The sequence below is a fragment of the Pseudomonas sp. MSSRFD41 genome, assembly GCF_014230245.1.
GTDB classification, from domain to species: Bacteria; Pseudomonadota; Gammaproteobacteria; order Pseudomonadales; family Pseudomonadaceae; genus Aquipseudomonas; species Aquipseudomonas piscis.
In genome coordinates, this window is the sequence record NZ_JACKZK010000002.1 from 272771 (window position 1) to 299759 (window position 26989).

The following is a 26989-nucleotide window of genomic DNA, read 5'->3' on the forward strand; positions in this document are numbered from 1 at the left end:
TTGCGGGTACTGTTGATCAAGACCTCTTCCCTGGGTGACGTGATTCACGCCTTGCCGGCCGTCACCGATGCCGCGCGGGCGATCCCGGGGATCAAGTTCGACTGGGTGGTGGAAGAGGGTTTCGCCGAGATTCCCACCTGGCACCCGGCGGTAGGCAAGGTGATCCCGGTGGCGATCCGCCGCTGGCGCAAGAATATCTGGCAGACCATCAAGAGCGGCGAGTGGCGGCGCTTCAAGCAGAGCGTGCGCTCGACCAAGTACGACCTGGTGATCGATGCCCAGGGCCTGCTCAAGAGCGCCTGGCTGACCCGCTACGTGCGCGCGCCGGTGGCCGGGCTGGACAAGCATTCGGCCCGCGAGCCGCTGGCTTCGCGTTTTTATTCCCGGCGCCTGGCGGTGGCCCGTGGGCAGCATGCCGTGGAGCGGGTGCGCCAGCTGTTCGCCTTGGCCCTGGGTTATGACCTGCCCCAGGGGATGGGCGACTACGGCCTGGATGCCGAAAAGCTGGTGGAGCTGCCACGCAAGAATCCTTTCGTGCTGTTCCTGCATGGCACCACCTGGGACACCAAGCACTGGCCCGAAGCCTACTGGCGCGAGCTGGCCGAGCGCATGGGCATGTTCGGGGTCGAGGTCAAGTTGCCCTGGGGCAATGTCGCCGAGAAGGCCCGGGCCGAGCGTATCGCCAGCGGCCTGAAGAACGCCACGGTACTGCCCAGGCTGAACCTGGCCGGCGTGGCCCGGGTGCTGGTCGACGCCCGGGCCTGTGTCGCCGTGGATACCGGGCTGGGGCACCTTGCCGCCGCCCTGGATGTGCCCACCATCTCGCTGTTCGGCCCGACCAATCCGGGGCTGACCGGTGCCTATGGGCGGATGCAGATCCACCTGGGGAGCAACTTCCCCTGTGCCCCTTGCCTGCAGAAGCAGTGCACCTACCAGCCGACCGCCGTGGACCGGCAGCGGTTCGATCTCAAGCGCGAGTGGCCCCTGTGCTTTACCCGCCTCAACCCCGAGCGTGTCGCCAGCCGACTGAGCGCCTTGTTATTGGCTGAGGAGCCACGCTGATGCAATTGGCTTTTGTCCTTTATAAGTATTTTCCCTTTGGCGGCTTGCAGCGCGATTTCATGCGCATTGCCCTGGAGTGCCAGCGGCGCGGCCACCAGATCCGCGTCTATACCCTGATCTGGGAAGGTGACGTGCCCCCTGGTTTCGAGGTACTGGTGGCGCCGGTCAAGGCGCTGTTCAACCATCATCGCAATGAAAAACTCAGTGCCTGGATGGCGGCCGACCTGGCCAAGCGTCCGGTGGACCGGCTGGTGGGCTTCAACAAGATGCCCGGGCTGGATGTCTACTACGCGGCCGATGGCTGCTTCGAGGACAAGGCGCAGAACCTGCGGCATTCCCTGTACCGGCGCTGGGGTCGCTACCGGCATTTCGCCGAGTATGAACGGGCGGTGTTCGCCAGGGATGCCAAGACCGAGATCCTGATGATCTCCGAAGTCCAGCAACCGCTGTTCATCAAGCACTACGACACCCCGCTGTCGCGTTTCCACCTGCTGCCACCCGGGATTGCCCAGGACCGTCGGGCGCCGGCCAACGCGGCCGAGATCCGTGCCGGGTTCCGCCGCGAGTTCGACCTCAAGGACGACGACCTGCTGCTGGTGCAGATCGGTTCCGGGTTCAAGACCAAGGGCGTGGATCGCAGCCTCAAGGCCCTGGCGGCCTTGCCTGCGGCGCTGAAGAAACGCACCCGGCTATTTGTAATCGGCCAGGACGACCCCAAGGTATTCCAGGTGCAGAGCGCCGCCCTGGGGTTGAGTGACCAGGTGCAGTTCATGAAGGGGCGCAGCGATATCCCGCGTTTCCTGTTGGGCGCCGACCTGCTGATCCACCCGGCCTACAACGAAAATACCGGGACCGTGCTGCTGGAGGCCCTGGTCGCCGGCCTGCCGGTGCTGGTCAGCGCGGTTTGCGGTTATGCCCACTACATCGCCGAGGCCGAAAGCGGCCTGGTGCTGGATGAACCGCTGGAGCAGGCGCAGCTCAACCAATACCTCACCACCATGTTGACCGACGATGCTGCACGCGCGACCTGGAGCCGAAACGGCCTGGCGTTCGCCGAGACGGCCGACCTCTACAGCATGCCGCAGCACGCTGCGGATGTGATTCTGGCGGAGCAACACCGATGAAGTTGATGCTTGCCGAGCCCTTCAAGAGCCTCTGGGCTGGACGCGATGCGTTCACCGCCGTCGAGGAGCTCAAGGGCCAGGTCTATCGCGAGCTGGAAGCGCGCCGTACCTTGCGTACGGAAGTCGCCGGCCGTGGGTATTTCGTGAAGATCCACCGGGGGATCGGCTGGGGCGAGATCGCCAAGAACCTGGTGACCGCCAAGCTGCCGGTGCTGGGTGCCGGTCAGGAATGGCTGGCCCTGGAACGCCTGCACCAGGCCGGTGTGCCCACCATGACCGCCGTGGCCTATGGCGAGCGCGGCGCCAACCCGGCGAACCAGCATTCGTTCATCGTCACCGAGGAGCTGGCGCCGACCATCAGCCTCGAGGACTTCAGTATCGATTGGGTCAAGCAGCCGCCGGCACCTGCGCTCAAGCGGGCGCTGATCGCCGAGGTGGCGCGCATGACCGGCACCATGCATCGCGCCGGGGTCAACCATCGCGACTGCTACATCTGCCACTTCCTGCTGCACACCGACCGACCGATCACTCCGGGGACATTGAAGCTGTCGCTGATCGACCTGCACCGGGCCCAGACCCGTGCGAAGATCACCCGGCGCTGGCGTAACAAGGACCTGGCGGCCCTGTACTTCTCGGCCCTGGATATCGGCCTGACGCGTCGTGACAAGCTGCGCTTCCTCAAGGGTTACTTCCAGCAACCGCTGCGGCGGATTCTCGCCGAGGAGGCGCCGCTGCTGGCCTGGCTCGAGGGCAAGGCTGAAAAACTCTACGCACGCAAGCAAAGGTACGGAGATGCGCTCTGATGGCTAGCTGGAACCTGGACCCTGCCTACCAGGCATTGGCACAAGATTTCGGCAGCCTGGAAGGGGTTTTCGCCCTCGAGGGTGAGCATCTGACTCGCGACCCGCTGTCCGATGTCGTGCGTGTCGAACGTGACGGGGTCAACTATTACGTCAAGCGCTACACCGGTGCCGGCAAGAACCTGCGGCGCTACCTGGGCAAGCCCCGGGTCAAGTTCGAGTGGCAGAACCTCAAGCGCTTCTCCAAGTGGGGCATTCCCACTGCCGAGGTGGTGGCCTGGGGCCTGGAGCGGCGCTGCCTGGCATACTCCCGGGGGGCGATGATCACTCGCGAGCTACCGCGGACCGAGGATTTGTCGGTGCTGGCCGAGCGCAACGACCCCAAGCTCAAGGACCGGCGCTGGGTCGACGGGATCAGCCGCCAGCTGGCTGCCTACACCCGCGTCATGCATGACCATCGTTTCACTCATAACGATCTGAAATGGCGCAACCTGCTGGTCGATGATCAGGACCGCCTGTACCTGATCGACTGTCCGAACGGCGATTTCTGGCGCGGGTTCTGGCTCAAGTACCGGATCACCAAGGACCTGGCCTGCCTGGACAAGGTGGCCAAGTACCATCTTTCCGCCACCCAGCGCTTGCGCTTCTACCTGCAGTATCGCCAGCGCGATCGCTTGAGTGCCTCCGACAAGGAGCGTATTCGCCACGTGGTGAGATTTTTCGAGGGACGTGAATGACTGATTTCCTGGCGTCCGAGGAACGTGTTCTGCTGGAGCGCAACGGCCTTGGCACTTTCGACCAGCTGTGGGCCAGGCAACTGGATGCGGTGGACGAACCCAATACCGGCCGTGGCGGCCATAGCAGTGTCTATCGCCTGGACGTGGAGGGGCGTGGGTTCTACCTCAAGCGGCAAACCAACTACCTGACCCGGACCCTGCGCCATCCGTTCGGCGAGCCGAGCTTCTCCCGCGAGTTTCGCAATATCCGGCGCTATCAGGAGCTGGGTATCCCGGCCTTGCAGGCGGTGTTCTTCGGCATGCGCAAGGTCGATGGCCAGACTCGGGCGATCCTCATGACCCGGGCCCTGGATGGTTGGGACGACCTGGATGCGCTGCTGGCGCAATGGGCGCAGATGCCCGAGCCCCAGCGCCGGGCGGTGCTCGAGGCCTGTGGGCAATTGGCCCGCCAGCTGCACGGCCGGCGCCAGGTACATGGCTGCTTCTACCCCAAGCATATTTTCCTGCGCCCGGAAGGGGCGGGTTACCAGGCGCAATTGATCGACCTGGAGAAAACCCGGCCATTGCTGTTCGGCCAGCGCGACCGGGTCAAGGATCTCGAGCCCCTGTTGCGCCGGGCTTCGGTGTGGAGCGTCGAGGATGTGCGCTACCTGTTGGCGGCCTACCTCGACCAGCCCCTGGACAGCTCCCTGCTGGACGCCTGGGTCGCCCGACTCAGTGCCCGCAGCAGCCACAAGGAATCTCGCTGATGCGTTTGTCCGAGCTGAAGAATGCAGGACGCAATCCGACCCTGCCCCTGAGCCTGGAGTTGGCGGACGCCGCTGGTGCGGCGCAGTTGCAGTTATTGAGTGTGCTGCGCGTGCTGCCGGGGCAGCGTTACGTCGGCGCCGGGGTCTGGCGTGGGCGCACGGTGCTGGCCAAGTTGTTGGTCGGCCCCAAGGCGGCACGGCATTTCCAGCGGGAACTGCAAGGTGTGCGCCTGCTGGCGGAACAGGGGCTGACCACGCCATTGCTGCTGGCCGATGGCTTGCAGGAAGGCGAGGGCGGCTGGCTGCTCTTCGAGTTCCTGGAGGGGGCACGGAGCCTGGGCGACGCCTGGAGCCAGGTGCAGGCCTTGCCAGTGCTGGCCGATGAGCAGGTCGAGGTCCTGGCCGAGGCACTGGGGGCGATTGCCCGGTTGCACGCCAAGGGCCTGTGGCAGGAAGACCTGCACCTGGACAACCTGTTGCGCCACGATGGCCAGTTGCACCTGATCGATGGTGCGGGCATCTGCGTCGAAGAGGCGGGCAAGCCCCTGTCGCGGCAGAAAGTCCTGGAGAATCTCGGGGTGTTCTTCGCCCAGCTCCCCAAGAGCCTCGAGCCCTTCACCGAGGAGTTGCTGGTGCATTACCTGCTGGCCAATGCCGAGCATGCGCTGCCCCTGGAGGCATTGCAGAAGCAGGTGGACAAGGTGCGAGGCTGGCGCCTGCGGGATTTCCTGAGCAAGGTCGGCCGCGAGTGCACGCTGTTCAGCGTGCATCGCGGGCCTTTCGCCCTGAGGGCGATCCGGCGCGAGGAAGAGGCGGCGATGCTGCCGGTGCTGGAGCAGGCCGACGCCCTGCTGGACCAGGGGCATCTGTACAAGACCGGTGGCGCGGCCAGTGTCGGCCGGATCGAGTCCGCGGGGCGCACCCTGGTGCTCAAGCGCTACAACATCAAGGGCTTCGCCCACTGGCTCAAGCGTTTCTGGCGTCCCAGCCGGGCCTGGCACTCATGGCGCGAAGGCAATCGCCTGGCCTTCCTCGGCATCGCCACGCCCACGCCCCTGGCCGTGCTGGAGCGACGTTTCCTCTGGCTGCGCCGGCGGGCCTACCTGGTGACCGAGTACCTGCCGGGGCCGGACATCATCGAGCGCTTCGCGCCGTTCGTCGACAGTGGCGAGGCGCCTGAGCCGGAGCTGCGGGCCCTGGACCTGCTCTTCGCGAGTTTGCTCAGGGAGCGCATCAGCCATGGCGACCTGAAGGGGCATAACCTGTTCTGGCAGGAGGATCGCTGGTCCCTGATCGACCTGGATTCCATGTGCCAGCATTCCAGCGTGGGGAGTTTCGCTGCGGCTTATGCCCGTGATCGCGCACGTTTCATGCGCAACTGGCCTGAAAGCAGCAAGTTGTATCAAGTGATTGATCAGCGCCTGCCCAAGGCTCCCAGCGCGTCTGAGGCCTGACCTGCGACCTGTGGTCGCTGCCATCGCCGCGATGAGCCTGGAGGATGTTCCTGGGTCGTGGCGGCGATGGCGCGGGCGCGCCGCGATGTAGTCTGGCTTGTGGCTTGCCGCTAGAGGCTTGCCCCTGCTTTTACGCTATAATCCCGCCCTTTCGTTGTTTCTCGCCCTCTTGCGAGCACACTTTCTTTTCAAGGCGCTTTGCGCCCGCATGCAGACTAAACGAGGCTAGACCCCTGTGGCATTGACGATTCTTGGCCTGTCCGGCGCCCTTAGCCATGATCCTTCGGCGGCCCTGTACATCGACGGCAAGCTGGTTGCCGCTGCTGAAGAAGAGCGTTTCGTGCGCGACAAGCATGCAAAGAACCGCATGCCCTACGAGTCGGCGAAGTTCTGCCTGGAACAGGCCGGGATCAAGCCTTCCGACGTCGATGTGGTGGCGATCCCGTTCGCCCCGATCAGCCTGTTCGGCAAGGCGCGCTGGCACTACGCCAAGCGCTACTGGTATGCCCCGGACCGTGCCCTGGACGCGATCCTGATGGGCAACCGTCGCTACAAGCGCTATCGCAAGAAGATCGTCTGGTGCCTGGAGCAACTGGGCTTCGATCCGAAGAAGATCAAGATCGAACCGGTCGAGCACCACCTGGCCCATGCTTCCAGCGCCTACCACTGTTCGGGCTTCAAGGAGAAGACCGCGATCCTCGGGATCGACGGCAAGGGCGAGTACGCCACCACCTTCTTCGGCTACGGCGAGAACGGCAAGATCCACAAGATCAAGGAATTCTACGACCCGGATTCCCTGGGTGGCCTGTATGGCGCGATCACCGAGTTCCTCGGCTTCGAGATGCTCGATGGCGAGTTCAAGGTCATGGGCATGGCGCCCTACGGCGATGCCAGCAAGTACGACTTCTCGCGCCTGGCCAGCTTTGAAAACGGCGAACTGGTGATCAACACCGACTACGCCAACGTCATCGGCCTGCGTCGCTATAAAGAGAAGGGCAAGGGTTTCTACTTCTCGCCGAAGCTGATCGAGTGGCTGGGCCCCAAGCGCGAAGGCGACATTGCCGACGAGCCGTATATCCACTACGCCGCCAGCATGCAGGCACTGTTCGAGAAGCTGGCCCTGCAGATGATCGACCATTACCTGGGCGACACCCTGAAGGAAACCGGCAAGCTGGCCTTCGCCGGCGGCTGTGCGCTGAACGTCAAGCTGAACCAGAAGATCATCGCCCGTGCGGACGTGAAGGAACTGTTCGTCCAGCCGGCCTCCGGCGACGCCGGTACCGCCGTCGGTGCCGCGGCCTACGTCTCCCACGCCCGTGGCGTACCGGTGGAGAAGATGGAGCACGTCTACCTCGGCCCTTCGTACTCCAACGAAGACGTGATCGCCGCCTGTGCCCGGCACCCGAACCAGCCGGCCTGGCGCCAGATCGACAACACCCCCGAGCGCATCGCCAAGATCATGGTCGACGGCAACCCGGTGGCCTGGTTCCAGGGCCGCATGGAGTTCGGCCCGCGCGCCCTGGGCGGTCGTTCGATCATCGGTTGCCCGAGCGCCACGGGCGTGGCCGACCGGATCAACGAGCAGATCAAGTTCCGCGAGCGCTGGAGGCCTTTCTGCCCGTCGATGCTCGACACCGTCGCACCACAGATGATCAAGGTCGATCATCCGGCACCCTTCATGACCTTCACCTTCGAAGTGGCTGAAGAGTGGAAGACCCGGGTGCCGGAAGTGGTCCACGAGGACGGCACGTCCCGGGCCCAGGTGCTCAAGCGCGAATACAACCCGCGCTACTACGACATGATGAAGGCCCTGGAAGTCCTGACCGGCAACGGCGTGTCGCTGAACACCTCGCTGAACCGCCGCGGCGAACCGATGATCTGCTCGCCGACCGACGCCCTGAACATGTTCTACGGGTCCGACCTGCAGTACCTGATCATGGAAGACATCCTGGTGGTCAAAGACGGCGTGGATCCTTATGACACGGTCGGCTGAACGCCATGTGCTGCAGTTCTGCCACGGCTATGACGGGCCGTTCCTAGACTGCGCGCGGCAATATGCCAACCTGTTCGCGGGCAGCGGCTATCGGGTGACCACGGTCTTTCTGACCGGGGTTGCCGATGCCGAGGTCGCCGCGGGTTGCGCGTCCGACGAAGTGCTGTTCATGGAGTACAGCTCCAAGGCCATTCGTGGCCTGAAGCTGGGCGCCATCCGTGACCTGCGCAAGATCGCGGCATCGCGCAACTTCAGCTTCTGCATCGCCCATCGTTTCAAGCCGATCTACATCGCCCTGCTGGGGACGCGCCTGCCGGTGATCGGCGTCCACCATGCGTTCAGCGACTACAAGCGCGGCAGCCGCAAGCTGTTCGCCGGGCTGTTCGGCAAGCGCCTGAGCCTGCTCGGGGTCTCCGACGCAGTACGCGACGACATGCGTGCCTGCCTGCCCAAGTGGCCAGCGCAGCGGATCCAGACCCTGTACAACCGGATCGACCTAGAGGCCTTGCAGGCCAGCCAGTTGAACCGGGCCGAGGCCCGCACCGAACTGGGCCTGCCCGCCGATGCCTGGATCGTCGGTAACGTCGGGCGCCTGCATCCGGACAAGGACCAGGCCACCTTGCTGCGTGGTTTCGCCGCGGCAGTGCCGCAGCTCCCCCAGGGCAGCCAGCTGGCGATCCTGGGTAGCGGCCGCCTGGACAAGGATCTCAAGTCCGTGGCCCGCGAGCTGGGGATTGCCGATCGCGTGCTGTTCCTCGGCCAGGTTCCAGAAGCCCGGCGCTATTTCCGGGCGTTCGATGTATTCGCCCTGAGCTCCGACCACGAGCCTTTCGGCATGGTCCTGCTGGAGGCCATGGCCGCCGGCGTGCCCTTGCTGGCCACCGCGTGCGGCGGGGCCAAGGAAGTGGTCGAGGGTGTGGGCATCCTGTTTCCCCTGGGGGATGTCGAGCACCTGGCCCAGGGCCTGCAGCACCTGGCGGCGATGGACGAGCACCAGCGCCGGGTCTGCGCCGAGTTGATGCTCGATCGCTTGCGCGAGCGGTTCTCCGATCGGGCCGTACGCGACGTATTCTGGCGCCTGCCACAAGTCACCGAACTGACCGCGAGGGGCTGATGCTCAATCGATTCCAAGGCTGGCGCGAACGCGGCTGGTCAGTCATTGACGCATCGACCTATGCCCAGGCCTGGCAGCGTTTTGGTGGCAGCGTGGCGACTCATCCGCTGGTGGTCGAGCAACTGGCGGACCTGGCGCAGATTCCAGTGCGCTACCTGGCCTGGGAGCGCGACGGCCAGATACAGGCGGCCATCGCTACCTGGGGCCGGGACCTGGCGCTGTCCAAGGATGTGCTCAAGCGCGCGGGCAAGAAAGGGCTGTTCGATATCGGCAATGCCGAGCTGATCCTGCCGGCAGCGGCGCACGCCCAGGCTCCGTTGCGCCATCGTGGCCGCTACCTTTCGGCCCTCAACGAGGGGCGTTTCGCCGGCCAGCGGCCCCAGGCCGAGCAGTTGGCCATGGCTCGCACCCCGGAAGAACTGTCGAAGAAGTTCCGCTACAACCAGCGCCGGGAACTGCGCTTGCTGGAGGAGGCGGGCGGCGTGGTGCGTCCGGTGAGCGAGTTCAGCAGCCCTGAATTGGCGGCTATCTACTGCGATCTCTTCCAGCGGCGCTGGGGATTCGCCGCCACCGGTGCCGAACGCATGGCCGAGGTGCTGGAGCGTCTGCGCGAATTGTTGATCGGCTCGGTGATCTTCCTCAATGATGCCCCGATCGCCGTGCAACTGATTTATCGGGTCGAAGCCCCGCAGTGGATCAGCGTCGAGTACGTGAATGGCGGTGTCGACCCCGAGACCCGGGAGTTCAGTCCCGGCAGCGTGCTGAGTTTCCTCAATACCCAGAGCGCCTGGGAACAGGCTCGGGCGCTGGACAAGCCGCTACGGTTTTCCTTCGGTCGTGCCGACCGTGAATACAAGGATCGTTGGTGCAATCCTGTGCCGGTTTTCCAGGTGTGAGTCAGCCCATGAGCCGCAAGCAGCAACTGCTCAAGCGCCACCGGCGCCATAAACGAATCGCCTTGCTGGTCGGCCTGGTGCTGTTGCTGCTGGCTGGCGTCCTGGTGGCCTGGTGGTTGCCGTTATTGCTGGCGGTGGGGGCCTGGCTGGCCCACGAGGCCTGGTTCGCCGACCATCTGTTCTATTCGCCCAAGGATGACTATCTCTACGATTTCGGCGATCAGGCCCGGCAGATCCCCGTGCGCCTGGACTCTGGACGCCTGGTGCCGGAGTCGCCGTTGGAGCTGGCTCCTGGCGAAACCCTGGTCCTCGGGGTACAGGTCAAGAGTTCCTGGCTGGGGCGGTTCTTCGACCCGGCCATCGAGGTCGCGGGTGGCCAGAGCCTCGATCGCCAAGGCTTCGAGCGCGGGGTCGATGGCCTGCGCTACCTCAACCTGAGCGGCTTGGCCGATTCGTTGGCCAGTGGCGAGCTGCAGTTGCGCGGGCGTCACTGCCGAATCCGTATCCAGCCGCAGTTGCTGGCTTGGCGCGATCCCGATTATCGCTGCCAGCGGGTCATGGTTATCGCGCCCCATGCCGACGATGCCGAGCTGGCGGCGTTCGGCCTGTATAGCCAGGCGGACGAAGCCTGGATCGTGACCCTGACGGCAGGGGAGATCGAGGCCGAGCATTATCAGGCCATGGGCCTGGAGCCATCGGCAGCGGCGCGGCTCAAGGGACGCCTGCGGGCCTGGGACAGTATCGCCGTGCCTCGCTGGGCCGGGGTTCCCGAAGCCCATTGCGTGCAACTGGGATACTTCTGCCTGCAACTTTGCGCGATGCAGGCGGCTCCAGAGCAGCCGGTGGCTTCCCGTGAAGCGCAACTGAGCGATATCCGCCTGTTCCGCCAGTTCAATCCGTTCCCGTTGCCCGCCGACCGCGATGGCTTGCCGACCTGGAACAACCTGCTGGCCGACCTGCGCGAGTTGCTGCTAAAGGCCCGCCCCGAAGTCATAGTGCTGCCCCACCCTTCGCTGGACCCGCACCCGGACCATATCTGCGCCCAGGCGGCGGTGATGCAGGCGCTGGAGGGGCTGGAGTGGCAGCCGGACACGGTGCTCGGCTACGCCAATCACCTGCACGACAATGATCGCTGGCCGATGGGTGACTCGGGGGCGGGTATCGCCTTGCCGCCGGTGTTCGACGCGAGCAGTGCGCTACGACCCTGGTGCCTGCCGCTTTCCCAGGCCGAGCAGTATGACAAGGCCATGGCCCTGGGCATGATGCACGACCTGCAACCGAGGATGCCGTTCAAGCGGCGCCTGCGCAGGTCGATACAACGCCTCATGGCCGGCAGGGTGCCTTCGGCCTTGGGCGAGAACGAGTTTTTCCGCAAGGCGGTCAGGCGGCACGAGCTGTTCTGGTTGTTGCGGCAGCGGTAAACAGACATAACCAAAGGGGCGCTTTACCGCCCGAATCGACAGTGAGTCTTTTGTGATCAATCCTCGTCCGCGAATCTTGTTCCTCATGCCCTACTTCGGGCGATGGCCTTTCTGGATGCCGTTCTTCCTGGAAAGCTGCCGACGCAATCCGGATATCGACTGGCTGTTCTTCAGCGACTGCGGGGTCCCGGACAATCTGCCGCCGAATGTCAGGCATGAAAGCATGAGCTTCGCCGACTACTGCGCCCTGGTTTCCCAACGCCTGGGCATCGATTTCGCGCCCAAGGCCGCCTACAAGATCTGCGATATCCGACCGGCATTCGGGCTTATCCATGCCGATCGGCTGGAAGGCTACGATTTCTGGGGCTTTGGCGATATCGACCTGGTCTATGGCGATCTGCGGGCTTATTTCACGGCAGAGCGCCTGGCCAAGCATGACCTGTTCTCCACCCACGAGCGGCGGGTCGCCGGGCACTTGTGCCTGATTCGCAACAATGCCCGCCAGCGCGAGTTGTTCCGCAAGATCAAGAACTGGCAGGAGCGCTTTGTCGACCAGCAGCATCACGCCCTGGACGAGGGAGCGTTCACGCGGATCTTCCTCTGGCGCAAGAATTTCCCGGAGCCGTTGTTCAAGCTGGTGGGCAAGTTCAACCCGGAGCGCCGTCGCAGCGAGTTCACCGAGGCGTTCAGCACCCCCGGTGGAGTCATCAAATGGCATGACGGCAGCCGCGACTTCCCGACGTGCTGGTACTGGAAGGATGGGCGCCTGACCAATGATCGCGATGGCGCTCGTACCTTTCCTTATTTTCACTTCGTGTGCTGGAAGCGCAATGAATGGTCGGAGCTGCCGGAGCCCGATGCACAGGCGGTCCAGGCCCTGGCCGGCGAGTCGTCCTGGCTCATCGATGACACAGGTTTCCACCGGGGATAGTTATGAGCCAGCGCTTCAAGGTCCTGCAATTGCAGCCGGACTACAACGTCAAATCCCATGATTTCGCCGACCTGGCCGAACAGATCGTCAAGGCCTTGCCCGGCGAGCGTTATGAGGTCACCGCAGCGTTCCTGCGTGGCCGTCCCGGGCCGAACGACCCGGTGAGCCGGGCCGACCACTCGGTGTATTTCGATTTTTCCGACAAGTCCCTCAAGGGCATGCGCCTGCGGGCCATGTGGCGGCTGTACCAGTTCTGCCGCAAGGAAAAGTTCGATGTGGTGATCTGCAACCGCTTCAAGCCGGTAAACATGATGCTGGCGCTCAACCGCTGGCTGAAGGTGCCGTTGTGCATCGGCATTTCCCACGGGTTCGGCGAGTACGATCGGTTCTACCGGCGGCGCCAGACCCAGCGCCTGATCGATCGGCACTGGCGCTTCGTCGGCGTATCGCCAGCGGTCAAGCAGTACCTGCTCGATTGCCGGTGCGGCTTTACCGACCAGAACACCTGGGCCATCACCAACGCCATCGATATCGAGCAGGCCGAGGCCCTGCAGCACTCCCGCGAGCGCTCCCGGGAGTTGCTGGGGCTGGATCCGGCAGTACGCCTGGTCGGCGCGCTGGGGCGGCTGGTGCCGGTCAAGGGGCATACCTACCTGCTGCAGGCGTTCGCCCAGCTCAAGGGCAAGTATCCACAGACCCAGCTGGCGATCATCGGTGCCGGCCGCGAGGAAGCCAGCCTGCGCGCCGAGATCCAGCGCCTGGGCCTGGAGGGCCGTGCCCACCTGCTGGGCTTCAAGGAGAACGCCCTGCAATACGTGCGGGCCTTCGACATCTGGACCATGCCGTCGCTGGCCGAAGGTCTCGGCCTGGCCTTGCTGGAAGGCATGAGCGGACGGTTGCCAGTGATCGCCTCCAACGTGCCGGCCATGCTGCCCTTGATCGAAGGCGCCGGCGGCCTGGCGGTGGAGCCGGCCAATGTGCCGGCGCTGGCGGCGGCGCTGGATGCCTACCTGGGACTGTCCGACGAGGAACTGGTCGCCAAGGGACAGCAAGCCTATCGCTATTTACAGAAAGAACATGATATCGAGGTATTCCGTGCGCAATACCTGCAGTTGATCGACTCGGGTTTGAATCAGGCGGGCAAGAGGCAGTAATGACAGACCAGCAACCTGTGGTGACGGTGATCATCGCCTCCTACAACCATGCGCCCTATATCGAGCAGAGCATCCTCAGCGTCATCAACCAGACTTACTCGAACATCGAGTTGCTGGTGGTGGACGATGGCTCCAAGGATGACAGCGTCGAGCGCATCCAGCGTCTGCAAGAGCGCTATGGCTTTGATTTTCGGGTCCAGCAGAACCAGGGACTGACCAACACGCTCAATGGCGCCATAGCCCGGGCCAGGGGCAGTCTGATCGTGCCGTTCGGCTCCGACGACATCATGGTGCCCGAGCGTATCGCCATTCAGGTGGCCTACATGGATGGCAAGCCTGAAGTGGGTATCTGTGCGGGCAACATCGAGCTGATCGACAGCGATGGCAACCTGTTCCCCGAGAAGCGCCAGCGCCGTGACGTGCCGTTCCGGCGCCTGGACTTCGAGGATATGTTCCTGGAGCGCAAGCCCTATCCGCCGGCGCCGACCCTGATGATTCGCCGCGAAGCACTGGACAAGGTCGGTGGTTTCGATCCGAACATCCGTCTCGAAGACCTGCTGATCGAGTTGAAAGTCACCCATGCGGGTTACTTCATCGATGGCCTGAACGTGGTGATGGCACGCTATCGCAAGCACGCCACCAACTCCTACAAGAACCATCGGTTCATGATCGACAACATCCTGCGTACCTACGCCTTGTTCAGTGATCATCCGCTGTACGACGAGGTGCGCTACAAGGCCCTGAACTCGATGTTTCTCAAGGTCTCCAATCGGGACCGGGTGCTGGCGCGCGAGCTGCTGGCACAGATCCCGCTCAAGGCCTGGGACAAGAAGACTTGGCGCGGCCTGGGCCGGTTGCTCTTTTCCCCGCTGGAAAAGGACTGAGCAAAAAAGACAGCCTTCGGGCTGTCTTTTTTGGTCTTGCCTGGAGGGTGGCGGGCGCCCTAGGGCGCCTTGAGCAGTCCCTGGGCCCGGCCCGGTGAGGTCGACAGGGCGTAGCCCGCTCGCAATGCATCCAGGTGTTCGTGGAACAGCCATTGGCTGTCTTCGGTATAGCGCTGCATGTGGCGCAGGTTGCGCTGGCGCAGGGCAGCCCTCAGCGGCGAGGGGTAGACCCGTAGATCGGCCAGGTCGATCAGGCCGAATCCACCATCCTCCAGGACCAGCACGTTCGCCAGGTGCAAGGAGCGGAAGTACACGCCACTCTCATGCAGGTCGGCCATGAACGTTCCGAAACGCTCGATCAGTGCAGCACGCTCCTCTGCGCTGCCGGCGTGTTGCAGGCTCTGGCGCAGGGTCTGCCCTGACAGCGGGCGATAGCGCACGGCGCCGCTACCGTCGGTCAGGCGATACAGGCCCATGATGGTCGGTGTGACGATCCCCATTTCACGCAGTCGCTCGCTATTGCTGGCAAAGCGTTCCGAATAGGGGTTGAACCCCCCGGAGGTGTACCAGCGACGGGGGCGGAACAGCTTGAGGAAGCTGCCATCTTCCAGGCGCAGGACCTTGGGCCCGAGGCCGTCGGACTCGATCACCTGGGCATTGGCGGTGAGCTGTTCGCTGCTGGCCGGCGCCAGCACCTGGCTCACCGATGGCGGCGAGCGCCGGGCTCGATGAGCGATGCACAGGGCGGTGATCAGGGCCAGCGGAATCCATAGCAGGAACCAGTGCTCCTTGGGACGCGAGATGATCCCGCCACCTTCGGTGAGGCCTGCGCCGATACCGAACATCAGCCAGGTCGATGCCAGGATCAGCAGGGGAGAACTGCGTAACTGCCAGCTCTTGAGCAGGGCCCAGGCCTGCATGAACAGCCAGGGCAGCAAGCCGATGATGCCCACGTAATACAGCACGCCGAGGGCGAAGTTATGGGGTTCGGCCAGGATGTAGCCGATATCGACATCCACGCTCAGCTCGGCGTTATAGCCATGGCCGATCCAGGGGTGGTTGGCGATGTAGCCCAGTACCAGCGTCCAGATTTCGAAACGATAGGAGTTACCGCGTTCGCCCAGCATATGCGCGAACAGGATCAGCACCGTGGTACCGCCAACCAGCATCGCTGCCAGCAGCAGCAGCGAGCGTCGGTTCCAGCAGATGAAGCAGATCCATGCTGCCGCCAGCGTCAGGGCCACCAGTGGGGTTCGCGAACCGGTGGCGATGACGGTGGCGAACATGACGATCATCGCCGGAACGCTCAGGAACAGAAGCCGCATGCGCTGGCAGGTCATGCTCAGCCACAGCCAATACACCAGGAAGAAGCCGAAGACATGGGAGCTCAACAGCGGATTGTCGAAGGCCCCGCTGCCTATCATGCGTGTCCCGGGTACATAGACCTTGCTGAACAGATACAGATTGAGGACCGAGGCCAGCAATGCGATGACTGCCGCGCAGAACAGCAGGGGCTGCAATACGTCGCGCCGATAGCTGGCCAACAGGCTGCAGCCGGCAAAGAGCATGAGCAGGTGCAATGGTGTCTTGAACTCGCCGGCCACGCTGTCGACCGGCGGGCTCCAGGCCAGGCTGACCAGCGCCCAGCCACAGAACAGCACCACGGCGATGAAGATCGGTTCGCGCACCAGGTGCTTCAGCTCGCCCGGACGCAGGCACAGCGCAATCAGGGTCGGGATGCTGAACAGCCCGTAGTACAGCTTGTGCAGCACGTTGCGACCGGGGATGAAGAACAGTGCGCAAAGCAGCAGCAGATAGCCAAGGGGCAAGATCCACAGGCAGATGAAATCGAATACTCGATTGGACGTATTGCGAAGAGCATTGAGTTGCATGCTTAGACGTTCATCCCAGAAATTAAGTGCGGCATCATAACGGCTAATGTCCGATGGTGTCGTTTGTCTGTTGAACGGCGGGATGGCGGGCGATTCTCGGAGCGTAATGCAAGCTGTGCTAAAGTCTCCCTCCTTTTTAACGACGTTCGCGTGATATGACCGATTCCAGTCCTGGCGCAAGCCCTTCAAGCTTGAAAATCTATTTCCGCCTGCTCGGCTATGTACGGCCCTACATTGGTCTGTTCCTCATCAGCATCATCGGGTTTCTGATCTTTGCCTCGACCCAGCCGATGCTCGGCTACATCCTCAAGTATTTCGTCGATGGGCTGTCCAACCCCCAGGCCGTGCTGTTCCCCAGCGTGCCCTACCTGCGTGACATGCAACTGTTGCAGGCGGTGCCACTGCTGATCGTGCTGATCGCCGCCTGGCAGGGCCTGGGCTCGTACCTGGGCAACTACTTCCTGGCCAAGGTTTCCCTGGGTCTGGTGCATGACCTGCGGGTCGAGTTGTTCAATAACCTGCTGACCCTGCCCAACCGTTACTTCGACAAGCACAACTCCGGGCATTTGATCTCGCGCATTACCTTCAACGTGACCATGGTCACGGGGGCGGCGACGGATGCGATCAAGGTGGTGATTCGTGAAGGCATGACGGTGATCTTCCTGTTCGCCTCGCTGCTGTGGATGAACTGGTTGCTGACCCTGGTGATGATCGCCATCTTGCCGCTGATCGCCGTCATGGTTCGTACCGCCAGCAAGAAGTTCCGCAAGCAGAGCAAGAAGATCCAGGTAGCCATGGGCGACGTGACCCATGTGGCATCGGAAACCATCCAGGGCTATCGCGTGGTGCGCAGCTTCGGCGGCGAGACCTACGAGCAGCAGCGTTTCCTCGCGGCCAGCCAGGGCAATACCGACAAGCAACTGCGCATGACCCGTACCGGGGCGATCTACACCCCGCTGCTGCAACTGGTGATCTACAGCGCCATGGCCATCCTGATGTTCCTGGTCCTGTACCTGCGTGGCGATGCCTCGGCCGGTGAGATGGTGGCCTACATCACCATGGCCGGCTTGCTGCCCAAGCCGATTCGCCAGCTTTCCGAAGTCAGCTCCACCATCCAGCGTGGGGTGGCTGGCGCGGAAAGCATCTTCGAGCAACTGGACGTGGAGCCGGAAGTCGATCACGGCACCGTCGAGCACGCCAGTGTCAGCGGGCACCTGGAAGTGCGCAACCTGAGCTTCACCTACCCGGGAACCGAGCGCCAGGTGCTCGACGACATCAGCTTCAGCGTGGAGCCCGGGAAGATGGTGGCGTTGGTTGGGCGCTCCGGCAGCGGCAAGTCGACCCTGGCCAACCTGATCCCACGGTTCTATCACCATGACAAGGGCCAGATCCTCCTGGATGGCACCGAGGTCGAGGAGTACCGCCTGCTGAACCTGCGCCGTCACATCGCCCAGGTCACCCAGCACGTCACCCTGTTCAGCGACAGCGTGGCCAACAACATCGCCTATGGCGACCTGGCGGGAGCGCCTCGGGCGGACATCGAGAAGGCCGCCGCCGACGCTTATGCCATGGACTTCATCTCCCAGCTTCCGGAAGGCCTGGATACCCAGGTCGGAGAGAACGGCGTGCTGCTTTCCGGTGGCCAGCGCCAGCGCCTGGCGATTGCCCGGGCGCTGCTCAAGAACGCGCCGCTGCTGATCCTCGACGAGGCCACCTCGGCCCTGGACACCGAGTCCGAGCGGCATATCCAGGCGGCGCTGGACAAGGTCATGAAAGGGCGCACGACCCTGGTGATCGCCCATCGCCTGTCGACCATCGAAAAAGCCGACCTGATCCTGGTCATGGACCAGGGGCGCATCGTCGAGCGTGGTACCCACGCCGAGTTGCTGGCACAGAACGGCTACTACTCCAGGCTGCATGCCATGGGCCAGGAAGAGCCTGCGCCTGGCGGAATCGCCTGATCCGCTTCGGGGGCGGCTCGCGTCGCCCCCGTCCCCCTCGCCAGATGATTAGCACTTTGGCGGCATTTGTAGCGTCTCCCTTACAGTCTTGACCAAGGCTAAATAATTTCGCGTTTGTCGCTTGTTATGGTTCCGCCCTGAATCTTCGAACAGATCGGGAAGGCCAACCTTCTCGTATGAGAGGCGGAATGTTGCAGCGCTTTGTGTGGAAGTTGTTGCCCAAGACCCAGCGGCATTTCCTGCTTGGGCGCTTGTCGGTGGTGGATCGTCAGGTGGTCAACAAATCCATGTCCGCCAATGTGTGTTTCCCGGCGGAGTTCTCCCGCCGTTCCTGCCTGTTCATCCACGTTCCCAAGTGCGCCGGAAGCAGCATCTGCTCGGCCCTGTTCGATGGCTGGATGCCCGGTCACTTGCCGCTGTACTGGTACGAGCATCAGTTTCCCCGGATATATGCCAGCAGCTTCAAATTCGCCTTCGTCCGCGACCCCCTGGAACGAGCCTATTCGGCCTATGCCTTCCTGCGTGGCAACTCGTTGGGACGGCGGGACCGGGCTGCCCAGGAACTGGTTGCGCACTACCGCGACTTCGATGACTTCATCGGTCGCTGGCTGCATCCGGAAACCATCAACCGGCAGATGCACTTCGCTGCCCAGAGTGATTTCCTGGTGGACTCCCTGGGGCGTATGTCCCTGGATTTCGTCGGCTACCAGGAGCATTTGCAGCGGGATTTCCAGCTGTTGTGCGAGCGGTTGGGTATCCAGGCGCAACTGCCCCATGTCAACGGAACCCTATACCGCCACAGTACTCCCGTCCGGGAGTTGTGTTCGGTCCGTACCCGGCGCCTGGTGCGCCGGGTCTACCAGCGTGACTACGAGATGCTCGGTTATGAATGAAACCGCCCAGGAACAGCCGTCAATTCGCCCCTACAGCCTGGCGCTGTCGGCCGCTGCCCGGGCCGAGATCAAGCACCAGCAGCCGCGCTGCCTGTGGTTGACCGGCCTGTCGGGTGCCGGCAAGTCGACCCTGGCCAACCTGCTGGAGTTGCGGCTCAACGAATTGGGCATGCATACCTTCGTTCTCGATGGCGACAATGTACGCAGCGGCTTGTGCCGGGACCTGGGAATGGGCGTCGAGGCGCGCAAGGAAAATATCCGGCGCATGGCCGAGGTGGCGCGACTGATGGTGGAGGCCGGGCTGGTGGTGATCGTCGCGGCGATCTCGCCGTTTCGCGCCGAGCGTGATGCCGCCCGGGCGCTGTTCGCTCCCGGGCAGTTCCTGGAAGTTCATGTGAGCACGCCATTCGCTGCCTGCGCCCGGCGTGATCCCAAGGGCCTGTACCGGGCAGCCTCTGAGGGACGGATCAAGGACTTCACCGGGCTCGACAGTCCCTATGAGGCGCCGCTCGAAGCCGATTGCCGGATCGATACCGCAAGCATGGCGTTGCCCGAGGCGATCCGTTGCCTGCTGCAGCTTTTGCAGCGCAAATGAGCAAGGTCAATTCTTCGTCGGAGCCACGCAAGCCATAGAACTAGGCGGCGCCAACCCTGTGCTAATATCGCGCCCCTGTTCATTTTGTATGTGGGATGCTCCATGAAGTTGTCCATGCCGCGATTCGATCAAGCCCCCGTCTTGGTGGTCGGCGATGTCATGCTCGACCGTTACTGGCATGGTGGTACCTCACGGATTTCCCCTGAGGCGCCGGTGCCGGTCGTCAAGGTCGAGCAGATCGAGGACCGCCCGGGCGGTGCCGCCAACGTTGCCCTGAACATCGCTGCCCTGGGCGCGCCAGCCTCGCTGGTTGGGGTGACCGGCGACGACGAGGCTGCCGACAGCCTGGCCAACAGCCTGCAGGGCGCTGGCGTGCGGGCCCTGTTCCAGCGCATCAAGCACCAGCCGACCATCGTCAAGCTGCGGGTCATGAGCCGCCACCAGCAGTTGCTGCGCATCGATTTCGAAGAACCCTTCGCCACCGACGCCCTGGCCCTGGCGGCCGAGGTCGACACCTTGCTGGACGGCATCAAGGTGCTGGTGCTGTCGGACTATGGCAAAGGCGCGCTGCGTAATCACCAGGTGCTGATCGCCGCCGCCCGGGCCCGCGGCATCCCGGTGCTGGCCGACCCCAAGGGCAAGGATTTCTCCATCTACCGTGGCGCCAGCCTGATCACGCCGAACCTCAGTGAGTTCGAAACCATCGTTGGCGGCTGCGCCGACGAGCACGAACTGGTCAGCAAGGGCGCCAAGCTCATGCACGACCTGGAGCTGGGCGCGCTGCTGGTGACCCGTGGCGAGCACGGCATGACCCTGTTGCGTCCGGATCATCCGCCCCTGCATCTGCCGGCCCGAGCCCGCGAAGTGTTCGATGTCACCGGTGCCGGGGATACCGTGATTTCCACCCTGGCGGCGGCGATTGCCGCTGGCGAGGAGCTGCCCCATGCGGTGGGCCTGGCCAACCTGGCGGCGGGTATCGTGGTCGGCAAGCTGGGGACCGCGGCCATCAGCGCTCCCGAGCTGCGTCGGGCGATCCAGCGCGAAGAAGGCTCCGAGCGCGGCGTGCTGAGCCTCGACCAGTTGCTGCTGGCCATCGACGATGCGCGGGCGCACAACGAGAAGATCGTGTTCACCAATGGCTGCTTCGACATTCTCCATGCCGGACACGTGACCTACCTCGAGCAGGCCCGGGCCCAGGGCGATCGCCTGATCGTGGCGATCAACGACGACGCTTCGGTCAGCCGGCTCAAGGGGCCGGGCCGGCCGATCAACAGCGTCGACCGGCGCATGGCGGTCCTGGCTGGGCTGGGTGCGGTGGACTGGGTGATCAGCTTCCCCGAAGGCACCCCGGAAAACCTGTTGGCCCAGGTGCGTCCGGACGTCCTGGTCAAGGGCGGCGACTACGGCATCGACCAGGTGGTCGGGGCCGATATCGTCAAGGCCTATGGCGGTACGGTGAAGGTGCTGGGGCTGGTGGAGAACAGCTCGACCACCGCCATCGTCGAAAAGATCCGCAAGACCGACAAGGCCCAGTGAGGCTCCTGTACTGAATCACGGCGCCCCTCGAGGCGCCGTTTTTTTAGCCTTGGCGCCGGTTCTTGGCGGGCACCATCTTGCGCAGGATCTGCCGTGCCTTGACGGTCAGGCGTGCCAGCTGGGTGTCCTTTTCCGGTTCGCTCAGGCCGCGCTGCCTGAGCCAGTCCTTCCAGCGAATCCGCTCATCGCCGACCACCCAGCCTTCCTGCTGGGCGAAGCTTTCCGCCAGGTACAGGCCACGGGTGCTGGCCGGATGCAGTTGGTCCTTCTTCAAGGTGTACAGCTCGGCGCAGGGCTGGCCGTTTTCCAGGGGCATCAGGTACAGGTCGGGGCGCTTGCGATCCAGGCGGGCCACCAGTTGGTCGCCTTCCAGGCGTTCGTCGACATGGAACAGGCTCAGGGACTTGGCTTCCTTGGGGACATCCAGGCGCAGGTCGTAGATCAGTTGCAGCGAGGCGGTGGGCAGGTGCACGTAGGCCCGGGGGCGTTCCAGCAAGTGCAGGTTGGCGCAGCGAACCGGGCGCGCCGCGCCGGACAGCGGGGTCAGGCGAAAATGTGGTGTCTCGCGGTAATGCAGGGCCCCGGCATAGGGCGCCGGCAGCCAGGTATCGTTGAAGCGCCCGGCCAGCCAGCCTTCCGGGGTTTCCAGCAGGCATTCCTCGGCGATTTCCTGGATGGCGGTGTGCAGCGGCAGGTTCAGCTCGTGGGCCGGCACGTAGCCGGAGATCAGCTTCAGGACCACATCGCCGCGGTCCTGGCGGCGCTGGCGCACCAGCACCCAATAGTCGCGGTTCTGCCAGTGCAGGGTCAGGCGCACCGAGACCCCGAGGTTCGCCAGTTCCAGGGCGAAGCGCTCGTTGTCGGCGACGCTCACCGGGCGCCGACGCTGCAGGGTCTGGGCGAAGTTCAGCGGCATGCCGACGCTCTGGTAGCAGAGCCCTTCGGGAGTCGCTTCGACGAACAGGGGCAAGGTCTTGAAGTTGCTGGGATTCTTTCTGATCAGCGGTCGCGACATCTCGGCTCCTTCCTGCGTCGGGGGCGGCCGCCCTGGCGGCGTCAGTTCTTGCCCAGGACCTGTGCCACGGTTGTCACGTTGTGGGCCAGGTGCAGTGGATTGATGGTCCCGACGATAGCACTGGCGACACCGGGCTGGTCAAACAGCAGCTCGAAACTGGCCCTTACCGGATCGGTGCCCGGGCTCAGGCAGACGTGGCCGCTGGCCAGGGCCTTCTTCACCAGGATGCCCTTGTGGTGGGCGGCGGCATAGTCAATGACCGCCTTCTCCGCCTGTTCGTTCAGATTGTAGGTAACCATGGCGCAATCGCCTTGCTCCAGCGCCTTCAGGCCGCCGTCGACGGTCTTGCCGGAGAAGCCGAAGCCGCGGATCTTGCCCTCTTGCTTGAGCTGGGCGAGGACTTGGTAGGCCGCGCTGTGCTCGAGAATCTCCAGGTCGTTGCCGTCGGAGTGCACCAGCACCAGGTCGATGAAATCGGTCTCCAGGCGCTGCAGGCTGCGCTCCACCGAGAGCCGCGTGTGGGCAGCGCTGAAGTCATGGCGGGAGATGCCGTCGGCGAACTCCTCGCCGACCTTGCTGACGATCACCCACTCATGACGCTGGCCGCGTAGCAGCGGGCCCAGGCGCTCTTCGCTGCGGCCATAGGCCGGGGCGGTGTCGATCAGGTTGATGCCCAGGTCGCGAGTCAGCTTGAGCAGCATCCGCGCCTGCTGGTCGTCCGGGATCTGGAAGCCGTTGGGGTACTTGACCCCCTGGTCGCGGCCCAGCTTGACCGTGCCCAGGCCCAGGGGCGACACCAGCAGGCCGGTGCTGCCCAGCGGGCGATGCAGTTCGTGCAGGGTGAGTTGGCTCATGGCAGCAGTTGCTCCCAGGCCGGTTGGCCGAGCGGCGGGCGCGGCAGTTCCGGCAGCGGCTCGCCGTGGGCCGGGCGGATACCGTCGCGCTCCAGGACCGCCAGGACCCGGTCGGCGAAGTCCGGGGCCAGGGCGAGCTTGGTCGGCCAGCCCACTAGCAGGCGATCCTGTTCGGCGAGAAAAGCGTTGTCCGGGCGGACCAGGCCGGATTGTGCCGGTTCGGCGCGATCCACCCGCAAGGTGGCCCATTGCGCCTGGCTGAGGTCGACCCAGGGCAGCAGTTGGGCCAGTTCCTTCTGGGCGGCGGCGATCTGCTCCGCCGGTTCCCGGGCCACGCCCTCGGCTTCGGCGAGATCGCCGCCCAGGTACCAGACCCACTGGCCATCGGCGGCCGGGTGGGTGGTGACGGTGATCCGCGGCTTGGGCCCACCGCCCAGGCAGTGGGCGTACAGCGGCTTGAGGGTCGTGCCCTTGACCAGCACCATGTGCAGTGGCCGGCGCTGCATGGCCGGTTGTTCCAGGCCCAGGGCCTGGAGCAGGTCGGCGGTGCCGGCGCCGGCACTGAGGACGATGCGCTGGGCGCGGATCTCGCGCTCATCGACCCGCAGTCCCGCCAGCTGGCCGTTTTCCACCAGGGGCTGGATTCGCTGGCCGGCCAGCAGGCTGTCGCCGGCCAGCTGGGCTAGGCGCTCGATGAGGCTGGGGACATCCACTACCAGTTCGGCCAGGCGGTAGACCTTGCCCTTGAAGCGCTTGTCCTGCAGGGCCGGCGGCAGTTGCTCGCCCTTGACCTGGTCGACCCGGCCACGCACGGCCTTGCTGGCGAAGAAGCTGGTGAGGTTGCCGGCCAGGGTGCCGGGGGACCAGAGATAGTGGGCCTCGGACAACAGGCGCACGCCGGCCAGGTCCAGCTCGCCATTGCCGGCCAGGGCTTCGCGCCAGCGCCGGGGCATGTCGGCGATGGCCTCCGAGGCGCCGGTGAGGGCTCCGTGCAGGGCGTACTTGGCGCCACCGTGGATGATCCCCTGGGACTTGACGCTCTGTCCGCCGCCGAGGCTGGCGTTCTCCACCAGTACTGTGGAAAAACCCTGGCGCCGCAGGCGAGCGTTGAGCCAGAGACCGGCGACGCCTGCGCCGACGATCAGCACATCGGTGGAAATAGCGGATGGCATGCAGCAACCTCGGAGAACCAATCGAAGCCGCAAGTTTCTAGCTTCAAGCCTCAAGCTGCAAGCGACAACCGGCGCTTGCGCCTTCTTGTCGCTCGAGGCTTGCCGTTGCCTTTCAGTGCCCGGCGGTCTTGGAGAACAACTGGATCACCGCCACGCCAAGGACAATCAATGCCATGCCCAGCATGGCCGGGATATCCAGCTTCTGGCCGTAGAACACCAGCGCGGCGATGCTGACCATGACGATTCCCAGGCCGGACCACACGGCATAGGCCACGCCCACCGGGACCGTGCGCATCACCAGGGTCAGCATCCAGAAGGCCACGCCGTAGCCGGCGATGACCAACAGCAGCGGCTGCGGGGTACTCAGGCCCTTGACCGCTTTGAGTGAAACAGTGGCGATCACTTCCGCGCAGATGGCGATGGCCAGGTAGTAGTAAGCGTTCATGGGAGGGTCCTCGTGACAGGGCTGCTTTCTGGGGTCGGCATTCTAGTGTTTGCCCAGATGGGGTAAAGTCATTTCCTATCTGAATAGTAGATAGGGCGCTCCATGAGTACTCAGTGGAACCTGGAACAGCTGAGGCTGTTTGTCGGCGTGGCTGAATTGCGTTCGTTCTCGGCGGTGGCTCGTCAGCAACGCAAGGCCCAGTCCGCGGTCAGCAGCGCCATCTCGCTGCTGGAGGACGACCTGGGTGTGAGCCTGTTCGAGCGTAGCAGCGGCCGCCCGCCGAAGCTGACCGAGGCGGGTAGCGCCTTGTTGCAGGAAGCCCGGGAAATCCTCCGCCAGTGCGATCGCCTCAATGGCCGGGCGCTGGCCCTGATGCGTGGCCAGGAGGCCCGGTTGCGCCTGGCCCAGGATGAGGCGATGCCCTACCAGCCGGTGCTCGACAGCCTGGAAGCCCTGGCCGAGCGTTTCCCTAGCCTCGAAGTACAGTTGGCCAGCAGCGCCCAGGGCGACGTGGCGCGCCGGCTGGTGGAGCGCCGGGCCGACCTGGGCCTGCTGTTCCACCACGAGCAGATGCCCGAGACCCTGGAGCGCCAGGCGCTGGGCAGCGTCGAGATGGTCACCGTATGTGGCGTGGGCCATCCCTTGGCCTGCCAGAGGCGGGTTGACCGGCAGATCCTCGCCCTGCACCGGCAATTGCTCATTGCGCCGCAGCAGAGCGGCTACCCCGGAGGCGAGCAGTTCAGTCCCCAGGTGTGGCGGGCCGACAGCTTCTACGTGCTGGCCGAATGGCTGATGCGCGGCCTGGGCTGGGCCTGGCTGCCACGGCATGTGGTGCAGTACTCGGCCTATCAGCACCAGATGGTGGAATTGGCCAGCGAATGGACCCCGCCGGCGCTGGTGGTGGAACTGGCCTGGCGCCGCGACGAACCCCTGGGGTTGGCGGCGCGTTGGCTGGCTGAACGTTTTGCCGTGCACCTGAAGGCGATCGGCTAAAAAACCGATAAACTCCGCCGCCATGAATAGAACTCTCTACACCGCACTGTTTTACCTGGGGCTGCCATTGGTGGCGATTCGTCTGTGGCTGCGCTCGCGCAAGGCGCCGGCCTATGCCAAGCGTATCGGCGAGCGTTTTTCCCTCGGCCTGCCGGTCATGCAGCCTGGCGGTATCTGGGTGCATGCGGTGTCGGTGGGCGAAAGCATCGCCGCGGCGCCGATGATTCGCGGGTTGCTGGCTCGCCATCCGCAGTTGCCGATTACCGTGACCTGCATGACTCCCACCGGCTCCGAGCGGATTCGCGCACTGTTCGCCGATGAGCCGCGGATCCAGCACTGCTACCTGCCCTACGACCTGCCGTGCGCCGCCGCGCGCTTTCTCGAGCGGGTACAGCCCCGGCTCGCGGTGATCATGGAAACCGAACTGTGGCCCAACCACATCGACCAGTGCGCTCGCCGGGGGATCCCGGTGGCCCTGGCCAATGCCCGGTTGTCGGCACGCTCGGCCAAGGGCTATGGGCGTTTTGCCGGCCTGACCGCGCCGATGCTGGCGCAGATGAGCCTGTTTGCGGTGCAGACCCGGGCCGAAGCCGAACGTTTCCGCCAATTGGGCGCGCGTGCAGAAACGGTGGAGGTGACCGGCTCGATCAAGTTCGACCTGAACATCGACCCGCAACTGCCAGAGCGCGCCGCCGAGTTGCGTCGACAATGGCAGGCCATGGAGCGTCCGGTGTGGATCGCCGCCAGCACCCACGAAGGCGAGGATGCAGTGGTGCTCGAAGCCCATCGGCAATTGCTGGCCAGTTATCCGAATGCCTTGCTGATCCTGGTGCCGCGGCATCCGGAGCGTTTCGACTCGGTGTTCGAGCTGTGCCGGCAGCAGGAGCAGGCGACGGTGCGGCGCTCCAGTGGCGAGAGGGTGACGCCCGCTACCTCGGTGCTGCTGGGGGACACCATGGGGGAGTTGCTGTTCCTCTATGCCCTGGCCGACAGCGCCTTCGTCGGCGGCAGCCTGGTGGCCAACGGCGGGCACAACCTGCTGGAGCCCGCGGCCCTGGCCAAGCCGGTGATCAGTGGCCCGCACCTGTTCAACTTCCTGGAGATCGCTGCGATGCTGCGTGAGGCCGGGGCCTTGCAGGAAGTGGACGACGCCCAGGGCCTGGCGGTGGCGGTGCAGAGCCTGTTCGAGCTGCCCCAGGACGCACGCAAGATGGGCGAGGCGGGCCTGGCGGTCATGCGCGCCAACCAGGGCGCCTTGCAGCGCCTGCTCGACGGCCTGGACCGTTTGCTGCAACAGCGCCCATAACGCTTGGC

24 protein-coding genes are annotated in these 26989 nt (G+C 64.3%); 19 read left to right on the forward strand and 5 right to left on the reverse strand.

Annotated features, from left to right (window positions below):
- From waaC to H7A76_RS04945, 13 genes are all read left to right on the forward strand, one after another.
- Nucleotides 1-1062: a lipopolysaccharide heptosyltransferase I gene (waaC, locus tag H7A76_RS04885; RefSeq protein ID WP_185697459.1), complete on the forward strand. Its 1062-nt coding sequence runs from the start codon at nucleotides 1-3 to the stop codon at nucleotides 1060-1062.
- Nucleotides 1062-2186 (forward strand): glycosyltransferase family 4 protein, encoded by a 1125-nt coding sequence (locus tag H7A76_RS04890; protein WP_185697460.1) that lies wholly within the window; start codon nucleotides 1062-1064, stop codon nucleotides 2184-2186. Before waaC ends, H7A76_RS04890 begins: the two co-directional genes overlap by 1 nt.
- Nucleotides 2183-2989, forward strand: coding sequence for a lipopolysaccharide core heptose(I) kinase RfaP (rfaP, locus tag H7A76_RS04895; RefSeq protein WP_185697461.1), 807 nt, complete (start codon nucleotides 2183-2185; stop codon nucleotides 2987-2989). Before H7A76_RS04890 ends, rfaP begins: the two co-directional genes overlap by 4 nt.
- Nucleotides 2989-3723, forward strand: a complete 735-nt coding sequence (locus H7A76_RS04900; RefSeq protein ID WP_185697462.1) for a lipopolysaccharide kinase InaA family protein — start codon at nucleotides 2989-2991, stop codon at nucleotides 3721-3723. The genes rfaP and H7A76_RS04900 overlap by 1 nt, the downstream gene beginning before the upstream one ends.
- Nucleotides 3720-4472: a lipopolysaccharide kinase InaA family protein gene (locus tag H7A76_RS04905; RefSeq protein ID WP_185697463.1), complete on the forward strand. Its 753-nt coding sequence runs from the start codon at nucleotides 3720-3722 to the stop codon at nucleotides 4470-4472. The genes H7A76_RS04900 and H7A76_RS04905 overlap by 4 nt, the downstream gene beginning before the upstream one ends.
- Complete coding sequence (locus H7A76_RS04910; protein WP_185697464.1) at nucleotides 4472-5926, forward strand: lipopolysaccharide kinase InaA family protein; 1455 nt, start codon at nucleotides 4472-4474, stop codon at nucleotides 5924-5926. The genes H7A76_RS04905 and H7A76_RS04910 overlap by 1 nt, the downstream gene beginning before the upstream one ends.
- Before the next feature lie 235 nt (nucleotides 5927-6161).
- A complete protein-coding gene (locus H7A76_RS04915) occupies nucleotides 6162-7919 on the forward strand; it encodes a carbamoyltransferase (protein WP_185697465.1) in 1758 nt (585 codons plus the stop codon).
- On the forward strand, nucleotides 7903-9033 hold the full coding sequence (locus tag H7A76_RS04920; RefSeq protein WP_185697466.1) for a glycosyltransferase: 1131 nt from the start codon (nucleotides 7903-7905) through the stop codon (nucleotides 9031-9033). The genes H7A76_RS04915 and H7A76_RS04920 overlap by 17 nt, the downstream gene beginning before the upstream one ends.
- A complete protein-coding gene (locus H7A76_RS04925) occupies nucleotides 9033-9929 on the forward strand; it encodes an antimicrobial resistance protein Mig-14 (protein WP_185697467.1) in 897 nt (298 codons plus the stop codon). The genes H7A76_RS04920 and H7A76_RS04925 overlap by 1 nt, the downstream gene beginning before the upstream one ends.
- 8 nt (nucleotides 9930-9937) lie before the next feature.
- A complete protein-coding gene (locus H7A76_RS04930; RefSeq protein ID WP_185697468.1) occupies nucleotides 9938-11350 on the forward strand; it encodes a PIG-L deacetylase family protein in 1413 nt (470 codons plus the stop codon).
- A 52-nt stretch (nucleotides 11351-11402) separates the two neighbouring features.
- Nucleotides 11403-12281, forward strand: coding sequence for a DUF6625 family protein (locus H7A76_RS04935; protein WP_185697469.1), 879 nt, complete (start codon nucleotides 11403-11405; stop codon nucleotides 12279-12281).
- 2 nt (nucleotides 12282-12283) lie between these two features.
- Nucleotides 12284-13435: a glycosyltransferase gene (locus tag H7A76_RS04940; RefSeq protein ID WP_185697470.1), complete on the forward strand. Its 1152-nt coding sequence runs from the start codon at nucleotides 12284-12286 to the stop codon at nucleotides 13433-13435.
- Nucleotides 13435-14319, forward strand: a complete 885-nt coding sequence (locus tag H7A76_RS04945; RefSeq protein ID WP_185697471.1) for a glycosyltransferase — start codon at nucleotides 13435-13437, stop codon at nucleotides 14317-14319. Before H7A76_RS04940 ends, H7A76_RS04945 begins: the two co-directional genes overlap by 1 nt.
- Before the next feature lie 59 nt (nucleotides 14320-14378).
- Here H7A76_RS04945 and H7A76_RS04950 read toward each other — a convergent pair whose 3' ends face one another.
- Complete coding sequence (locus tag H7A76_RS04950) at nucleotides 14379-16211, reverse strand: bifunctional O-antigen ligase/aminoglycoside phosphotransferase family protein (protein ID WP_185697472.1); 1833 nt, start codon at nucleotides 16209-16211, stop codon at nucleotides 14379-14381.
- Between the two features lie 155 nt (nucleotides 16212-16366).
- On the opposite strand from H7A76_RS04950, the gene msbA reads away from it, so the two are divergent.
- The 4 genes from msbA to hldE all read left to right on the forward strand — a co-directional run bounded on the left by msbA (nucleotide 16367) and on the right by hldE (nucleotide 21196).
- Nucleotides 16367-18172: a lipid A export permease/ATP-binding protein MsbA gene (gene msbA, locus H7A76_RS04955; RefSeq protein ID WP_185697473.1), complete on the forward strand. Its 1806-nt coding sequence runs from the start codon at nucleotides 16367-16369 to the stop codon at nucleotides 18170-18172.
- Between the two features lie 188 nt (nucleotides 18173-18360).
- Complete coding sequence (locus H7A76_RS04960; protein ID WP_185697474.1) at nucleotides 18361-19065, forward strand: sulfotransferase family 2 domain-containing protein; 705 nt, start codon at nucleotides 18361-18363, stop codon at nucleotides 19063-19065.
- Nucleotides 19058-19660 (forward strand): adenylyl-sulfate kinase, encoded by a 603-nt coding sequence (cysC, locus tag H7A76_RS04965; protein ID WP_185697475.1) that lies wholly within the window; start codon nucleotides 19058-19060, stop codon nucleotides 19658-19660. The genes H7A76_RS04960 and cysC overlap by 8 nt, the downstream gene beginning before the upstream one ends.
- Nucleotides 19661-19762: 102 nt before the next feature.
- Nucleotides 19763-21196, forward strand: coding sequence for a bifunctional D-glycero-beta-D-manno-heptose-7-phosphate kinase/D-glycero-beta-D-manno-heptose 1-phosphate adenylyltransferase HldE (gene hldE / locus H7A76_RS04970; protein ID WP_031320616.1), 1434 nt, complete (start codon nucleotides 19763-19765; stop codon nucleotides 21194-21196).
- A 43-nt stretch (nucleotides 21197-21239) separates the two neighbouring features.
- Here hldE and H7A76_RS04975 read toward each other — a convergent pair whose 3' ends face one another.
- From H7A76_RS04975 to H7A76_RS04990, 4 genes are all read right to left on the reverse strand, one after another.
- Nucleotides 21240-22211: a metal ABC transporter ATPase gene (locus H7A76_RS04975; protein WP_185697476.1), complete on the reverse strand. Its 972-nt coding sequence runs from the start codon at nucleotides 22209-22211 to the stop codon at nucleotides 21240-21242.
- A gap of 41 nt (nucleotides 22212-22252) precedes the next feature.
- Complete coding sequence (locus H7A76_RS04980; RefSeq protein ID WP_185697477.1) at nucleotides 22253-23065, reverse strand: aldo/keto reductase; 813 nt, start codon at nucleotides 23063-23065, stop codon at nucleotides 22253-22255.
- Nucleotides 23062-24237, reverse strand: coding sequence for an FAD-binding oxidoreductase (locus H7A76_RS04985; RefSeq protein WP_185697478.1), 1176 nt, complete (start codon nucleotides 24235-24237; stop codon nucleotides 23062-23064). Before H7A76_RS04985 ends, H7A76_RS04980 begins: the two co-directional genes overlap by 4 nt.
- A gap of 112 nt (nucleotides 24238-24349) precedes the next feature.
- The gene (locus tag H7A76_RS04990; RefSeq protein WP_185697479.1) at nucleotides 24350-24682 is read right to left on the reverse strand and encodes a multidrug efflux SMR transporter; all 333 of its coding nucleotides are present in this window, start codon (nucleotides 24680-24682) and stop codon (nucleotides 24350-24352) included.
- Nucleotides 24683-24784: 102 nt separating this feature from the next.
- Here H7A76_RS04990 and H7A76_RS04995 point away from each other — a divergent pair, with 102 nt between their 5' ends.
- Both H7A76_RS04995 and waaA read left to right on the forward strand, forming a co-directional pair.
- On the forward strand, nucleotides 24785-25675 hold the full coding sequence (locus H7A76_RS04995; protein WP_185697480.1) for a LysR family transcriptional regulator: 891 nt from the start codon (nucleotides 24785-24787) through the stop codon (nucleotides 25673-25675).
- A gap of 22 nt (nucleotides 25676-25697) precedes the next feature.
- Nucleotides 25698-26981, forward strand: coding sequence for a lipid IV(A) 3-deoxy-D-manno-octulosonic acid transferase (gene waaA, locus H7A76_RS05000; protein ID WP_185697481.1), 1284 nt, complete (start codon nucleotides 25698-25700; stop codon nucleotides 26979-26981).
- The last annotated feature ends 8 nt before the right edge of the window (nucleotides 26982-26989 follow it).

Bases quoted from the DNA above. Each gene is read 5' to 3' on its own strand.
- H7A76_RS04890 (WP_185697460.1), top strand. From the start codon at position 1,062: ATGCAATTGGCTTTTGTCCTTTATAAGTATTTTCCCTTTGGCGGCTTG.
- rfaP (WP_185697461.1), top strand. From the start codon at position 2,183: ATGAAGTTGATGCTTGCCGAGCCCTTCAAGAGCCTCTGGGCTGGACGC.
- H7A76_RS04900 (WP_185697462.1), top strand. From the start codon at position 2,989: ATGGCTAGCTGGAACCTGGACCCTGCCTACCAGGCATTGGCACAAGAT.
- H7A76_RS04905 (WP_185697463.1), top strand. From the start codon at position 3,720: ATGACTGATTTCCTGGCGTCCGAGGAACGTGTTCTGCTGGAGCGCAAC.
- H7A76_RS04910 (WP_185697464.1), top strand. From the start codon at position 4,472: ATGCGTTTGTCCGAGCTGAAGAATGCAGGACGCAATCCGACCCTGCCC.
- H7A76_RS04920 (WP_185697466.1), top strand. From the start codon at position 7,903: ATGACACGGTCGGCTGAACGCCATGTGCTGCAGTTCTGCCACGGCTAT.
- H7A76_RS04925 (WP_185697467.1), top strand. From the start codon at position 9,033: ATGCTCAATCGATTCCAAGGCTGGCGCGAACGCGGCTGGTCAGTCATT.
- H7A76_RS04930 (WP_185697468.1), top strand. From the start codon at position 9,938: ATGAGCCGCAAGCAGCAACTGCTCAAGCGCCACCGGCGCCATAAACGA.
- H7A76_RS04940 (WP_185697470.1), top strand. From the start codon at position 12,284: ATGAGCCAGCGCTTCAAGGTCCTGCAATTGCAGCCGGACTACAACGTC.
- H7A76_RS04945 (WP_185697471.1), top strand. From the start codon at position 13,435: ATGACAGACCAGCAACCTGTGGTGACGGTGATCATCGCCTCCTACAAC.
- H7A76_RS04950 (WP_185697472.1), bottom strand. From the start codon at position 16,211: ATGCAACTCAATGCTCTTCGCAATACGTCCAATCGAGTATTCGATTTC.
- msbA (WP_185697473.1), top strand. From the start codon at position 16,367: ATGACCGATTCCAGTCCTGGCGCAAGCCCTTCAAGCTTGAAAATCTAT.
- H7A76_RS04960 (WP_185697474.1), top strand. From the start codon at position 18,361: ATGTTGCAGCGCTTTGTGTGGAAGTTGTTGCCCAAGACCCAGCGGCAT.
- cysC (WP_185697475.1), top strand. From the start codon at position 19,058: ATGAATGAAACCGCCCAGGAACAGCCGTCAATTCGCCCCTACAGCCTG.
- hldE (WP_031320616.1), top strand. From the start codon at position 19,763: ATGAAGTTGTCCATGCCGCGATTCGATCAAGCCCCCGTCTTGGTGGTC.
- H7A76_RS04975 (WP_185697476.1), bottom strand. From the start codon at position 22,211: ATGTCGCGACCGCTGATCAGAAAGAATCCCAGCAACTTCAAGACCTTG.
- H7A76_RS04980 (WP_185697477.1), bottom strand. From the start codon at position 23,065: ATGAGCCAACTCACCCTGCACGAACTGCATCGCCCGCTGGGCAGCACC.
- H7A76_RS04985 (WP_185697478.1), bottom strand. From the start codon at position 24,237: ATGCCATCCGCTATTTCCACCGATGTGCTGATCGTCGGCGCAGGCGTC.
- H7A76_RS04990 (WP_185697479.1), bottom strand. From the start codon at position 24,682: ATGAACGCTTACTACTACCTGGCCATCGCCATCTGCGCGGAAGTGATC.
- H7A76_RS04995 (WP_185697480.1), top strand. From the start codon at position 24,785: ATGAGTACTCAGTGGAACCTGGAACAGCTGAGGCTGTTTGTCGGCGTG.
- waaA (WP_185697481.1), top strand. From the start codon at position 25,698: ATGAATAGAACTCTCTACACCGCACTGTTTTACCTGGGGCTGCCATTG.